A 13,511-nucleotide genomic window follows, 5' to 3' on the forward strand; every position below is an offset into this window, starting at 1 on the left:
GCCCGTAATCCGCCGGACGAGCCCTGAAGGGGCCGGGAGTATGGGTGGGCATTGCCACCGTCGTTCTGTTTACAGAACGTTCTGCTTGTGGAACGCTCGTTGCGTCACGGCCGGTGCATCGACGGCACGTAAGGGGGCGCAAAGCTGTGGAACTGGCACAGGAGGTGGGTGCGCGGCTGCGCGGTCTGCGTCGGCACCGCGGCCTGTCGCTGTCGGAACTGGCCCGCCGCTCCGGCGTCGGCAAGGGCACGCTCTCGGAACTGGAGACCGGCCGGCGCAATCCGACCCTGGAGACGCTGTACGCGCTGACCACCGCCCTGGGGGCGCCGCTGAGCACGGTCGTGGGCCCCGCCCCGGTTCAGGGCGCGGCGGTGCACGCGGTGCTGACGGACCGTGTGCAGGACGCGGCTGCGGTCTCGGAGGTGTATCGCGTCCGCATCCAGAGCGGCGCGGTGCAGCGCTCGGCTGCTCATGCGGCGGGCACAACGGAACACCTGTTGGTCTTCAGCGGCACGGCCCGGGTCGGTCCCGCCTGCGCCCCGCTCAAGGTGGGTCCGGGCGGCCACGCCCGGTGGGCGGCGGACGTACCGCATCTGTACGAGGCGGTAGGCGGGGATGTGGAGGGGGTGTTGGTGGTGCGCTACCCGGTGGCATGAGAGGCCTGCGCCGCACCGTCTTGTGCCGGGCCGCGACCACCGCCGATCGGTCGTGGGATCCACCGCTGCGGCAGGAGACCGAGAGCATCCGGTCCGCAGGCCCGGGGCTGACGGCCGGTCCGGCAAGGGCGGGAAGAGTCAGCCCTGCCGCTCCCACTGGGTGGCGAGGCCCTGCACAGCCAGCTACGTCGTCGAGAAAAGGATGATCCCGGTAAATGTCTGTACGTATCGCGCGCCCCGACGAACTACCCGCCTTGGTCCGGCACTCCGACCAGCCCGAGCGTAACGCCGGGACGGCCGCCTACCTCACCGACCTATTGGCCAAGAAATGTACCCGCCCTCAGTGGTGCCTGGTCGCGGAGGACGAGGCCGGTCGGCTCACCGCGGCCACCGCGCTGTGGACCATCCCCGGCAACGACGTCCCCAGGGCCCTGGTGCTCCTGGAGGCACCGTGGGACGAACCCGGCCTGGCCACCGGCCGGGCGCTGCTCGCCCAGGCCGTCGCCCTGGCCGGGTCGCTCGGTGCCGAAGAGCTGGAGCACGTCATCGACTCGCCGGCGCAGCCGCCGCAGTTCCAGGCGCAGCCGGAACAGCGCGCCGAGCTTCTGCGTCTGGCGGGCTTCGAGCGCGCCCGGGACGGTCGCCGCTTTCGCCGTCGCTCCGGGGCGGAAATCACCTCGTACGATGACCGGTTGGACTGGCATTCCCTGCCCACTGTGGGCCGTGAGCCGTTCATCGCTCTGCTCGCCGAGGCGCTGCCGACCAGCGCCGACGCCCACCTCGCAGCCAGGGTCGCCCGGCACGGAGCCCGGCGTGCCGCGGAGAGCCTCTTCACGGACATGGAGGAATTCTCCTACGAACCCCGATGGTGGGAGGTCGGCTACGCTCCCGACGGCACGCCGGCTGCCATCAGCCTCCCCGCCCGGAACCCCTCGACCGCGGTGATCGGCCTGGTGGCTGTGTCTCCCGCCTGCCGGGGCAACGGCTACGCGACGGCGGTGGTGGCCCGCGGCACGCGGCTGCTGCTCGAAGCGGGCGCCGAGGAGATCCGCGGCGACTGCGACGCGGCCAACACTGCCATGATCATGGCTTTCGAACGGGCAGGCTACGAGAACTTCGCCGACCGCCAGGAGTTCTCCCGCCGGTTGTGAGCGAGGGGCGCTCCCGCGCCGTAGTGAGTGGCGAGCGCCCCTGCCCGCTCCGGCCGGCAGGGCATGGGCGAGGGCCTGTGAGCGCCCGGCCGCGCGAGGCCTGCCCCCGATGGCCCGCGTTCGACGTGGAGCGAGCATGATGACGACAGCGCATTCGGCACTGGATCGCACGGCGGTCCTCCGCTCGCGGCTGGCCGCCCCCGACCCGTGGAATGAGCGGTGCGAGTAACTCCCCTCCACCTCGGCGAGTTCGTGACGGCGTACCACGCCACCACGATCCGCCATCTGGCGGCCTGTGACGACGGACCCTAGATGGCGGCCCCGGCCTCGAGGTCGAAGGGGACACCTGTGAGCTGCTCGCTCGCCGCCCATGGTCGCCTGCCCTCCACGGGGTGGCCGGCGCCTGTGGGGAGCTTGGCGGGCTTGGGGGTGCCGGAGGTCTGGTCCCGTCCGGCGGGGCCGATGAACCTGCCCGACTGGACGTACGGGCTGGTCGCCGCGTACAGGGAGGGCCAGGCCGCACCCTCGGCCGAGCCCATGAGCAGGCGTGCGGCGATCGGGGTGACCATGCGGCTCAGAGCGCCGGTGCCGTGCTGCTGCAGGCCGGTCATCGCCGATCCCGGGTGGACGACGAGCGCTTTGACGGGGCTGCTTGCAGTGCGGCGCGCGAGTTCGAGGGTGTAGACGATGTTGGCGCGCTTGGACTTGGCGTAGGCGCCCATGGCGCGGTAGCTCTTTTCGCTCATCAGGTCGTCCAGTCTGCCTGTCGGCCACCGCGCCGCGATGGCGCTGACGGTGACCACGCGCGGTGCGGACGAGCGGTGGACGGCGGGCCAGATCTGGGCGTTGAAGGCGAAGTGGCCGAGGTGGTTGGTGCCGACCGTCATCTCGAGGCCGTCGTGCGTGGTCCGGCGCTCGGGCAGGTTCATCACGCCGGCGTTGTTGAAGAGCAGGTCAATCGTCTCGGTCTCGGTGATTCGGGTGGCCGCGTCGCGGACGGAGGCGAGGTCGGAGAGGTCGAGCACGAGGGTGTCGGTCCGGGCCTCGGGGGTCGCGGCGCGCACAGCTTCCGAGGCCTGGTCCAGCTTGGTCTGGCTGCGGCCGGCCAGGATGACGCGGGCCCCGTGCCGGGCGAGCGCGCGGGCGGTCTCGAGTCCGATCCCGCTGTTACCGCCGGTGATCAGTGCCGTGCGGCCGGTCTGATCGGGGATGTCGTCGGGAGTCCAGTGGTTCACTGCGGTCACGCTCCTCGGATTCGTTGATTTGGTGCCCGGTCATGCGTCGCTCGGCAGGGTCGTGAGGTCGAGCTGGAAGAGCATGCCGAGGATGTCCTCGGCGAAGGCGGTTTCGGCGACGACGACGACGACGACGCGGATGTGATGCTGTCCAGGCGCATGCCGCTGAAGGGCCCGCCGGCGCTGGGCCGCCGTGGACTTCCTGCAGGTGTCGGGTGGCGCGGTGTTCTCCCGGGCTGCCGCCGCGCCGGGTCATGTCGGCGGCCCGGAGCTGGTCGACAACGTCGAAACAGCCCGGTTGGCGGCTTCGTCGATGAAGGGTGTCGGTCCTGGTGCGCAGCCCGAGAAGTGACCCCCTTTTCAGACCGGTGGTCTCTTCGGCTGCAACCCCAACGTAGAAGACCGCCGGTCTGATGTCAAAAGACCGGCAGTCTGTAACCTGGGGGTATGACGAACTTCCAGCGCGCGCGCAGTGAGGAGCAGCGTGAGGTACGGCGCCAGGCCATCCTCGACACCACCGCCGCCATGCTCGAGGAGATGCCCCTCGGCGAGATCAGCCTGAACGAGCTGAGCCGCCGCGTCGGGCTGGCGAAGTCCAATGTGCTGCGCTACTTCGAATCGCGCGAGGCGATCCTGCTGGAACTGCTCGACCGTGCCTGGCGGCAGTGGGTGGCCGACTTGCCTGCCCTTGTGCACTCTGGCATCGATCAGGACGCTCCGGTGAGCCGGCGTGCAGAGCAGTTCGCCGCCGTCATCGCAGGCTCACTCGCCCAACGCCGGGTCCTGTGTGACCTGCTGAGCGCGCAGGCGGGCGTACTGGAACACAACGTTTCCCCGCAGGTGGCTGCCCGCCATAAGCGTGCGGCCGTGGCCAACGTCGCCGACATCGCGGCGTTGATCCACCAGTATCTTCCTGAACTGGGCGACAGGGCAACGCAGTTGACCGCAGCCATGATCATGGCCGTCGGCGCGGTGTGGACACACGCACGGCCCTCCCCGGCGATGCTTGCCGCCTATGAAGCCGACCCCTCGCTCACCGCGTTCAAGCTGGACTTCGTGACTGCCCTGCAGGAGATGCTGGCCACGCTCACCGTGGGCGCCATCGCCCGCTCCTCCGCCTGAGCCCGTCCGGGCAGTAGCCGTGGGCCGGGCAGCGATGGCCGGCCCACGGTGGCTCCGTACGGCACTCCTGCCGGTCCATCACTGACCCGGACGCGCCCCGGGCGCCGCCCCTTGGGGGGTCAGTGGGTCGGGGTCGTCTTGACGTGTGCGGTAGCCGTCGCGGAAGACGGTGGTGTAGACGTCGTCGCCCAGAGCCCCACGCGCCTGCTCCTCGCAGCTCCGTCGGGCGGCGGTCCACTCCGAGACGCCGAGCTGTGGTACGCCGAGGGTGTCCCACAGCTGCTGGGCGAGGCCGAGGAGATGCGCGGTCCGCCGGGCGTCCCCGGCCGCGACGGCGGCGGCGGCGAGGACGTCCAGGGCAACGGCCATCCCGAGCGAGTCGTCGAGGCGACGCTTGGTGAGCCACGAGGCCCGACCGTGTTCGAACGCGGCCTCCACCCGGCCGCGGGCCAGCTCTGCGCGCGCGCACATGTAGTCGGCGAAGGCGCGCGACCACTGCTCGCCGTGCCGATCGCAGTCAGCCATGACGTGGTGCAGTACGGCGACGGCCTCGTCGATGCGGCCCTCGCCGATGTACACCACGCTGCGTACGCACCCGGCCGACTGGGTGGGTTGAGCCATCGGGCTGCACCGGTGCCTGTCCAGGACCGCCTGGGACAGGGTGGCGGCGCGTGCGTGGTCACCGAGCATCACCGCCCCGATCGACGCGAGGGTGTCGGCACGGTCGGCCGTCGCGGCGCAGCCGAACCGGGCGGCCGTCGAAGCGATCTCGGTGACCCGTGCCCCGATCGCCTCCGCGTCTCCCAGCGTGACCAGCACCATGCCCTCGGCCCACAACGCCTTGCCCCGTTCCGGGCACGGCTTGCGGTCCGCGGCGAGGGCCTGTGCCAGGTAGTACTGGCCCTCTCTCGGGAACCCGCAGGCGTGCCAGAAGAACCAGAGATTCCCGACAAGTTCCAGCGCGGCGTGTCCCTCGGGCCGCCGCAGGCTCTGGTCCAGGGCAGCGCGCAGGTTGGTGTACTCCGCGGCCGTACGCGCGTACCAGGCAGGCTGTTCCGGGCCGAGCCATCCGGCGTCCGCCCGGTGGGCGAACGCGCGGTAGTAGGCCAGGTGCCGGCGGTGCAGACGCTCCTCCTCGCCCAGTGCGCGCAGCCAGTCCGCGCCGTACTCCCGAAGGGTGTCCAGCAACCGGTACCGATCCGAACCTCCGGAATACGGCAGCCAGTTGACGATGGAGTTGTCCACGAGCACACCGAGCAGCCGGGGGATGTCCCCCTCGGGCAGGTGCTCGTCGGCGCAGACCGCCACGGCCGCCTCGGTGTCGAAAGATCCCGCGAAGACCGATAGGCGTGCCCACAGCAGCCGTTCAGCCGGCGTGCACAGCTCGTGGCTCCAGCCGATCGTGGTGCGTAGCGCCCGATGCCAGGGTGGCGCCTCCCTGTCCGGGTGTGACCGGGAGGCTGCGGGTGAGCCGTCGTCCGGCGCCGCTTCGGTGACCTGTAGGACGTCGAAGCGGTTCGGTAGCCGCTTGACCAGTTCGTCGACGGGGATCTCGCCCAGTCGGGCCGCGGCGAGTTCGATGGCCAGGGGCAATCCTTCGAGGAGCTGGGAAAGGCGTACGACATCGTCGGTGTCGGCAGCGGACACGGTGAAGCCGGGTACCGTCTTGGGGGCCCGTTCGACCAGGAGCGCCACGGCCTCCGAGTCGTCCATGTCCTCCCGGCCTCGAGGCACCGGCAGCGGCTCCAGGGTGAGCACCTCTTCAGCGGTGAGCCCGAGGCGTCGGCGGCTGGTGGCCATGATCTGCAGTCCCGGCGCGGCCCGCAGCAGTGCGTCGGCGGCTGTGGCGCATGCGTCGGTCAGGTGCTCGCAGGTGTCGAGCACCAGCAGCAGTTCCCGGTCGGCCAGATAGTCGGCCACCACGTCGAGCATGGGCCGGGTGGACTGATCGGCCAGGGGCAGTGCCTCCGCGATCGAGTGGGCCAGCAGCGCGCCTTCGCTCAGACCGGTCAGCTCCACCCACCACACACCGTCCGCGTACCGGCCCTGCAGCCCAGCGGCCGCCCGCCGGGCGAGTCGGCTCTTGCCCACGCCGCCCACTCCGGTCACCGTGACCAGCCGGGACCGGGCGCACAACCGTTCCAGCTGCCGCAGTTCGAGGCTGCGGCCGACCATGCTGGTGGTCTCCGGTGTCAGGTTTCCCGGCCGACGCTCGCTGGGCTTCATCGGTGTGCCTTTCTGGCCACGGGGACGTGAGCTGCTCATGGACGGCGGTCACAGGTCTCGGTCGCGGACGACAGAGGGCCGGGAGTCCTGCCCCCGGCACCCGTGAGTGTCGCGCAACGCCGTTCACACAAAATCAGGGCGACGTCGTCCTGGAGCGAGCCGCCCGCGTGGGCGGTCGCCAGGCAGAGCAGGGCGTCGAGGCACTCCTGCACAAGGGGCAGGCACGCGGCCTCCCTGACCCGGTCGTCCAGGGGCAGCATCGTCCCTTGTGCGTCGCGTGCCTCGCTCAGGCCGTCGGTGTAGAGCAGCAGCCGTTCGCCGACGCCCAGCCGGGCCCGCTGCAGTTGGGGGCGGGGGCCGAGCCCCAGCGGAGCCGATGGCCGGCTCGGCGCCAGCGGCTCGGCTCGCAGGCCGATGCGCAGCGGGGCCGGATGCCCGCAGTTCACCAGCCTCACCTCGCCCGGTGCGAACTCGGCGAGCAGTACGGTGACGAAGTCCTCCGGTCCGAGATCCCCGCTGATCCGGGCGTCGAGGTGGGCGGCCAGGTCCACCAGCGCGGGCGTGCCGCCGGCGCCCTCACGGAACGCACCCACCGTCGCCGCGCACAGCACGGCGGCCTCCGGCCCGTGACCTCGCACGTCCCCGATCAACAGGCGTGGCCCGTACGGAGTGTGGGCCAGGTCGTACAGATCACCGCCGAGGCCGAACTCCGAGACGGAGCGGTACAGGGAGGAGAAGAGGACCCCGTCGGCCTCTGCTGCCAGTGGGCGCAGTACCGCCTCCCGTGAACGCTGTGCGACACGGTGCAGGCCGGCTTCCCGTTTGGCGCGACGGCGCGCGCCGTAGACGGCCGCGCCTCCGCCGGTGACCAGGACGAGGCAGTCGAAGACGACAGCGGCCGGGGTGGGGTCGCTGCCGTTCCTGTCGGCGAGGGACAGTGCGACAGACCACGTGACGAACAGCGCGACGGACCAGATCACGACATTCGCGGTGGCCTTTGGCCCCTTGTGGGCGCTGATCAGAACGGGGCCGATGAGCAGCACACCGGGCGTCAGCCGCCACTCGTTGGCGGCGACGTGAGTCGCCAGGACTCCGCCGACCGTCAGGGCTACGCCGATGAGGAACACCCGAACCTGCGGAGCCCACCACCCTCCGCGCACTTTCCGCCGAGCCGCGATAGCTTCCGCCCTCCTCGCCCCTTCACGTGCTGTGAGCTGGAGAGTAGTCCCGATCTCCCTCACTGCCGCAGGCGTTGGCCGCAGGTGCCCCGAAATGACAGATCACGACAGGAAGGTGTCGCCACCTGTCACGGGATAGGCCGGCGGCGCAGGCCCCGCACTCGGGATCGAGAAGCCGCATCTCCCCGTACACGGCCGTTTGCACGGCCCGCTCGCTCTCAACCGTCTGCGGGAACCTACGGACGCCGCTCGTCGGGGCACAGGGAACTGATCAGTCGCCCTCGCGGGCCATCGGGCCCTGCGCCGCGGTTCGGGCGGCGGCTGCCGCCTCGAGCAGAAGCCAGCCGTCGACCTCCACCGCCTGACGTTCCTCCGGTTGCCACCCACGGGCCAGCGCCACGTCGAGCAAGGCCCGTACGGCGCCTGGCTCGTGCAGATTCAGGGCTGCACCCCGGGTGAAGCCCACGTCTCCGGAGCCGAAGGGGGCCCCGCCCGGGACGTACCGGCCGGGGCCGTCGGCGAAGACGATGCGCAGCCGGCCGCCGGTGCCGGCGGGCTGCGGGGACAGGGTGAGGGTTTGGCGGCAGTCCACGGGCCGACCGCCCTCGTCCCTTCGGTGACTGTGGCGCATCGCCCACATGTACACGCGTCCGTCGGCAACCAGTCGGCGGGGCTTCTTCATAGGGCGAGGCACAAGCCGAGGGTACGCGGCTTGCCCCCTGGTCATCCGCCCGCCGATGTGCCCTCCTGCACCTGTGCAGAGTGAAGTTCCTGTTGTGGGCCCGGGTTTGCTGGGTGGTGGAGCATGGTGCGGGGGGTGAGGGCGAGGATGGCGGCGCTGGCGGTGGTGAGGGTGAGTGCGGACAGGGTGTGGTCGGCCAGGGTGAGGAGGGCTGCGGGCAGGGCGAGTCGTTCGTAGAGGTGGAGCTCGGTGGCTCGGGGGAGTCGGGAAGCCGTGCGGGCCAGGGTGAGACAGGCGGTGGCGAGGATCGCTCCGGTGAGGGAGAGTCCGAGGAAGGCGGGGGAGGCCGGGCGGCCGAGGGCTGTCGGGACGAGTCCGGTGAGGGTGTAACAGGCGGTGGCGCAGCCGGTCATGATGACGAGGGTGCGGCCCGGTCCGTTGCGTACGGGCAGGGTGCGGCAGCCGGCGGCGCGGTCGGTGCCGGTGTCGCCCAGAGCCAGGAGGGTGTTGCTGAAGGTTCCCTGCAGACCCAGTGCCAATGCAGCCGGCCACAGGGCCGCCGAGGGCCAGGGCGCGGTGAACGTTGCGGCGGTCAGCATCGCGCAGGTCCACCCCGAGAGGCCGACCGCGAGGTCCCCCCACAGCCCGCGGTCCTTGAGCCACCGTGCGTAGGCGGTCTGTGCCAGTGCCGCGGCGGCGATGAAGAACAGGCCGTGCCAGTTGACCGCCCACGTCACCGCCACCGCGCTCACTGCTCCTGCGGCGGCGCAGCGTCTTGCGGTTGTGCCGGTCAGCCGGCCCGAGGGGATGGGCCGGTGGGGTTTGGTGAGGATGTCGTCGTGGCGGGTGAGATGGTCGGCCGCGTACAGCGCGCCGGCGCAGGCGCTCACGGCCGCCACTGCGGCCAGCCCCGCCCGTACCGGATGGGCCTGTGGTTCGGCCAGTACCGCCCCGGCCACGGCGACCATCACGACCGCGACCAGATCGTAGGGGCGCAGCGTCTCGACATGGCCCGACAGGTGCGCGGACCTGCCCTCCGCTGCGGCCCACCGGAAGGCGGCAGTCACCGCGCCTCGACCTCTGCGTTCACGTCCGAGGGGCACCGCAACCGGACGGCCAGATCCGCCAGCTCGTCCGCGCCCGGACCCTGTCCCAGCTCGGACAGGGCGCGCAGGCATTCCTCCACGTGCTCCGCCACGACCTCATGGACCGCCTGGAGTGCCCCGGTGCGCCGCAGTACGTCGCCCATCTGCTCCTGGCGGCCGGCTGTGCGGGCGCCGTCGGCCAGCAGCGTTTTGATGAGGTGGCGGTCGGCGGCATCGGCGAGGCGGTAGGCGCACACGATGGGGAGGGTGGGGCGGTGGTTGGCGAGGTCGCTGCAGGCCGGTTTGCCCGCGGCCCGGGAGGGGGTGTCGTAGGGGAGGAGGTCGTCGCGGGCCTGGAAGGCCAGGCCGAGCGCGTGACCGTACCGGCCCAGCGCCGTCACCTGTGCATCCGGCGCTCCGGCCAGGATCGCGCCGATCCGGCAGGCGCCGCTGAGCAGCGGTGACGTCTTGAGCCCGGCCATGTGCAGGTACTCCTCAACCGTCACTCGGAGGGCGCCTGCCTGGTCGAGTTCCAGCATCGCCCCGCGGCACAGGTCCTGCCCCGCTCCGGCGAGCACCCGGCTGGCGGTGACGATCCTCTCGTCCGGAACACCTCGCTGCCGGCACTCGGCCAGCAGTGCGAAGGGCTGGAAGAACAGTGCGTCCCCGCCGATGATGGCGCGGTCGGCGCCGAAGCGGTGGTGGACGGACGGACGGCCCCGCCGCACGGTGTCTCCGTCGATGATGTCGTCGTGGACCAGGCTTCCCGCGTGCAGCAGCTCCAGACCCACGGCCGCCGGCATGACCGCATACGGTGTCCCGCCCGCGGAGATCGCGGACTGGACCACCAGGAGCGGCCGCAGGAGTTTGCCCGCCGGCAGCAGGGCATGCCGATGGACGGCCGACAGGGCATTGCCGTCCGTGTTCAGGCACGCACCGAGCTCCGTCAGCACCTCTTGGCGTACCCCGTGCCGGGATCGGTCACTGCCGTGAGCGGCTGGGCGGACGGTGTCATGACTGGTAATCATGACGTGGACAACGACCATGCCACCGGCCCGTCACTGGAAACAGGCCGCCCCTCCACCGCGCCATCATGCTGCCTGCTACGTACGGGTATACAACACGGCGTTCATCGGTCTTGCGTTCGTAGCGGCGGTGGAGTCTGCGGGCGCCGCCGGGCAGGCTCACCGTCCGGCCGGCGGCCTTCTGGCGATGGTCGAGCCTGGGACGTCAGCAGGTGAGAGCGGCTTCCGGAAGCTCTGCCTCCGTCTCCTCCCAGGGGAGGTAGATGCCGAACTCGCCCTCCAGGAACCGCAGGAATGCGACATCGCCCAAGTCGTCGGCGTTGTTGTGGTTGCTGTGCTGGAAGCCAAGTGCCACTTCGGCCGGGACACCGTTCGTCAGGTGTGGCAGGTCGGGCTCGAAGGACGTCACTTCGTCGCCGCGGCAGGCATAGCCGACTCTGCTGAAGCCACTCGCGCTGCGGTGCACGCAGAACGCCCGTCCTCGCTCGGACAACGCCGCAAGGTACCTGCCCGTCCGGCAGTGGAATTCCTCGAGGGCATACGCCCAGCCCGGCACGGAGCCTGCTCGGACGATGGTTTCGGGCGGGGCCGGCAGAAAGCCGGCGCTTGTCAGCCGGGCAACCGCCGCTTCGTCTTCCCAGTCCAGGAAGTCGAGGTCACTGACGTGGTCTTCCTCTTTCCTCAACAGCAGCTCGTATGCAGCGGACCGGGTGAGTGGGACGATGTGCCGCTCGTCGGCGCCGACGTGACGCAGCAGCTCGTACGGTGAGAGGCCCTCGCTGAGTGTGAGAGTGAAGCTGGTGCTGTAGGCATCGGCTATCCAGCGCAGCCCGTTCTCCGCAGGTACTCGATTCACCAGGAGGCCTTCCCTCGCACGGGGACCGTCAGGATGACGGTGCTTACACCCAGAACCTACTCTGGCTGAGAGGCCGTTCACGGTTGCAGGGTACGCCTCGCTGCCATGAACCCCAGTGCAATCAGGACGGTCGGGCGCCCGCTCGAAGCGTCGGTCGACCGCCTGAGGCCCCGGGCTTTCCGCACGCGCGCAGAGCAGTCCTCGATCGGGGACATGGCGGCGCGCCCGACGGGATCATCCGGGGCCTGGCGTCAGCAGAGCAGACCAAACCGCCAGCCCGCGCCGGGGCTTGATCGGATCCTCAGGTCCTCAGGCTCAGGTGAGCTTCTTGTCGTTGTGGACATGGCGGGCCTTGGGTACTCCCGCGTAGGCGGTCGACTGTCCGGCCGGTGCCGCGCGCATCGTCCGCTCCCCCCGCGCCAGCCGCTCGGCATCTTCGTTCACCGGTGTCACGTCGCTCCAGTAGATGTCCAGCATGGTGCGCAGCGACACATGCTGCTGCTCGGGCCCCACCGGAACGGTGAGACGATCCAACGCCTGCCACAGTTCGTAGTCCGCCTGCTCCGCGATCCCGCCCGTCTTCGCGTGCACCGCCTGGTGCTTGTTGACGGCCAGGGCGAGCCTGCGCAGCGTGTCCCGCTGATCCTGGGCCAGTTGGTGGCCGGCTTCCCGGTTCACGTCCTTCTGCACCTTGTTCAACTCGGACTTGGCTTTGAGCATGCACTGGTGGAAGTTCCCGGCGCGGCGCTTCCAGTCTTCGAAGTCGGCCCGGGTGTCGAACCATTCCTTCTTCCCGGCAGCACCGCGGGCCAGGCACTGCTGGTGGAACTGGTCGCGTTCCGCCTTGCGGGTGCGCAGGGCGTTGCCGGTGCGCTGCGCGACGGCGTCGACCAGGTTCCGGGTGCGTTCCAGGTTTTCCGGTGCGGTGAGGGCAGCCCATACGTCGGGGTCCCGTACGGGCGGGTGGGCGTTCTTGAGGACGAGCTGCTCGTATTCCTTGTCATCGAGTCGGCTGATGGTGTGTTCGTCCATCGCTGGCCTCCAAGCCGGTGTTGGGCGTTGTTGGGTTCCATCGTGACGGACGGCGCTGTCGTGGGTGCGGAAAGTGACGAGAAGGTGATCAGGTCCGCGCGGGGGCAGGGCGTGCCGGCTGACGGGCCTGTGGTGCTTCTGCTCGGCGCATGGGTCGTCGGCCGTGGCCGGGCCGTCGTGAGCGCGTCCGTGAACTCCCGGTTTCCCCGCGGCGGGCACTTCGTGTGGGCCAGGTACGGGCAGACGTCGGGTGTGAGCGGATCGTCTTGCCGGTTGCCGGGGCTGTAGTTCAGCCCGATGTTCAACCACAGGTCCCGGGTTCGCGGCGTCGGCCACGACACCCGCGCACTTGCCGAGTCCGGCGCCCTGTCCTCGCGCCAGGAGGAATCCACGGGTTCGGCGCAGGGGAAACGGGGGACGGCGCGGCCTGCTTCCGCAGCCGCATTCCGTCCCGAGCCCCCTCGGTGCGGTACCTTTCACCGGACACGCAAATCGATCGGATGTTCGCTTTCTGGGATCTCCGAGAGGTCCGTTGTCGGCAACAGACGCTCACGTTCTTCGACGTGCGGCGCGCCACGCAACCGGACCGGGTGAAAGCTCATGGCAGGAACCGACCAGGAAAAGGCGCTGGACACCGCGCTCGCACAGATCGAGCGGAAATTCGGCAAGGGTGCGGTCATGCGCCTCGGCGAGCGGCCCAATGAGCCCTTCGAGGTGATCCCTACCGGATCGACCGCGCTGGACGTGGCGCTCGGCGTCGGCGGTCTGCCCCGTGGCCGTGTGGTGGAGGTATACGGGCCGGAGTCCTCCGGCAAGACGACGCTGACGCTGCACGCCGTGGCGAACGCGCAGAAGGCCGGCGGCTCGGTGGCGTTCATCGACGCCGAGCACGCCCTGGACCCGGAGTACGCCAAGAAGCTCGGCGTCGACACCGACAACCTCATCCTGTCCCAGCCGGACAATGGTGAACAGGCGCTGGAGATCGTCGACATCCTGATCCGTTCCGGCGCCATCGACCTCATCGTGATCGACTCCGTCGCGGCCCTGGTGCCGCGCGCCGAGATCGAGGGCGAGATGGGCGACTCGCACATGGGTCTGCAGGCTCGCCTGATGAGCCAGGCCCTCCGCAAGATCGCCAGTGCGCTCAACCAGACGAGGACGACGGCGATCTTCATCAACCAGCTGCGCGAGAAGATCGGTGTGATGTTCGGCTCGCCGGAGACCACGACCGGTGGCCGTGCGCTGAAGTTCTACGCCTCGGTG

The 13,511-nt window shown here is 70.3% G+C and carries 13 protein-coding genes; 5 read left to right on the forward strand and 8 right to left on the reverse strand.

Going from position 1 to position 13,511, the window contains the following annotated elements; translation table 11 throughout:
* Positions 1-146: 146 nt before the first annotated feature.
* Together IE226_RS36550 and IE226_RS36555 are read left to right on the forward strand one after the other, a co-directional pair.
* The gene (locus tag IE226_RS36550) at positions 147-656 is read left to right on the forward strand and encodes a helix-turn-helix domain-containing protein (protein WP_190085797.1); all 510 of its coding nucleotides are present in this window, start codon (positions 147-149) and stop codon (positions 654-656) included.
* 215 nt (positions 657-871) lie between these two features.
* Positions 872-1,807 carry a GNAT family N-acetyltransferase gene (locus tag IE226_RS36555; protein WP_190085798.1) on the forward strand — a complete coding sequence of 312 codons (936 nt, stop codon included), beginning with the start codon at positions 872-874 and terminating at the stop codon, positions 1,805-1,807.
* A 308-nt stretch (positions 1,808-2,115) separates the two neighbouring features.
* Here the strand turns inward: IE226_RS36555 and IE226_RS36560 are convergent, their stop codons facing one another.
* The gene (locus IE226_RS36560; RefSeq protein WP_229871765.1) at positions 2,116-3,051 is read right to left on the reverse strand and encodes an oxidoreductase; all 936 of its coding nucleotides are present in this window, start codon (positions 3,049-3,051) and stop codon (positions 2,116-2,118) included.
* Positions 3,052-3,235: 184 nt separating this feature from the next.
* Here IE226_RS36560 and IE226_RS36565 point away from each other — a divergent pair, with 184 nt between their 5' ends.
* Positions 3,236-3,394, forward strand: a complete 159-nt coding sequence (locus IE226_RS36565) for a hypothetical protein (RefSeq protein ID WP_190085799.1) — start codon at positions 3,236-3,238, stop codon at positions 3,392-3,394.
* Positions 3,395-3,489: 95 nt separating this feature from the next.
* Entirely contained in the window at positions 3,490-4,164 is a 675-nt protein-coding gene (locus IE226_RS36570; protein ID WP_190085800.1) for a TetR/AcrR family transcriptional regulator, read from the forward strand.
* A 78-nt stretch (positions 4,165-4,242) separates the two neighbouring features.
* Here IE226_RS36570 and IE226_RS36575 read toward each other — a convergent pair whose 3' ends face one another.
* The 7 genes from IE226_RS36575 to IE226_RS36605 all read right to left on the reverse strand — a co-directional run bounded on the left by IE226_RS36575 (position 4,243) and on the right by IE226_RS36605 (position 12,248).
* Positions 4,243-6,390, reverse strand: coding sequence for an ATP-binding protein (locus tag IE226_RS36575; protein ID WP_190085801.1), 2,148 nt, complete (start codon positions 6,388-6,390; stop codon positions 4,243-4,245).
* Positions 6,391-6,425: 35 nt separating this feature from the next.
* On the reverse strand, positions 6,426-7,517 hold the full coding sequence (locus tag IE226_RS36580) for a PP2C family protein-serine/threonine phosphatase (RefSeq protein WP_190085802.1): 1,092 nt from the start codon (positions 7,515-7,517) through the stop codon (positions 6,426-6,428).
* A gap of 322 nt (positions 7,518-7,839) precedes the next feature.
* Complete coding sequence (locus tag IE226_RS36585; RefSeq protein WP_373307092.1) at positions 7,840-8,160, reverse strand: hypothetical protein; 321 nt, start codon at positions 8,158-8,160, stop codon at positions 7,840-7,842.
* A 131-nt stretch (positions 8,161-8,291) separates the two neighbouring features.
* Positions 8,292-9,317, reverse strand: coding sequence for a UbiA family prenyltransferase (locus IE226_RS36590; protein WP_190085804.1), 1,026 nt, complete (start codon positions 9,315-9,317; stop codon positions 8,292-8,294).
* On the reverse strand, positions 9,314-10,288 hold the full coding sequence (locus tag IE226_RS36595) for a polyprenyl synthetase family protein (protein WP_190085805.1): 975 nt from the start codon (positions 10,286-10,288) through the stop codon (positions 9,314-9,316). Before IE226_RS36595 ends, IE226_RS36590 begins: the two co-directional genes overlap by 4 nt.
* 277 nt (positions 10,289-10,565) lie before the next feature.
* Complete coding sequence (locus IE226_RS36600; RefSeq protein ID WP_190085806.1) at positions 10,566-11,216, reverse strand: DUF6461 domain-containing protein; 651 nt, start codon at positions 11,214-11,216, stop codon at positions 10,566-10,568.
* Positions 11,217-11,531: 315 nt separating this feature from the next.
* Positions 11,532-12,248: a hypothetical protein gene (locus IE226_RS36605; RefSeq protein ID WP_190085807.1), complete on the reverse strand. Its 717-nt coding sequence runs from the start codon at positions 12,246-12,248 to the stop codon at positions 11,532-11,534.
* A gap of 600 nt (positions 12,249-12,848) precedes the next feature.
* On the opposite strand from IE226_RS36605, the gene recA reads away from it, so the two are divergent.
* A partial coding sequence (gene recA / locus IE226_RS36610; RefSeq protein WP_190085808.1) for a recombinase RecA occupies positions 12,849-13,511 on the forward strand: 663 nt, incomplete at its 3' end.

It is taken from the genome of Streptomyces longisporoflavus (assembly GCF_014649775.1).
Lineage (GTDB): Bacteria > Actinomycetota > Actinomycetes > Streptomycetales > Streptomycetaceae > Streptomyces > Streptomyces longisporoflavus.

What these genes read in the sequence shown, in the direction of transcription:
- IE226_RS36575 (WP_190085801.1), bottom strand. Translation starts at nt 6,390, where the DNA reads ATGAAGCCCAGCGAGCGTCGGCCGGGAAACCTGACACCGGAGACCACC.
- IE226_RS36605 (WP_190085807.1), bottom strand. Translation starts at nt 12,248, where the DNA reads ATGGACGAACACACCATCAGCCGACTCGATGACAAGGAATACGAGCAG.
- IE226_RS36570 (WP_190085800.1), top strand. Translation starts at nt 3,490, where the DNA reads ATGACGAACTTCCAGCGCGCGCGCAGTGAGGAGCAGCGTGAGGTACGG.
- IE226_RS36555 (WP_190085798.1), top strand. Translation starts at nt 872, where the DNA reads ATGTCTGTACGTATCGCGCGCCCCGACGAACTACCCGCCTTGGTCCGG.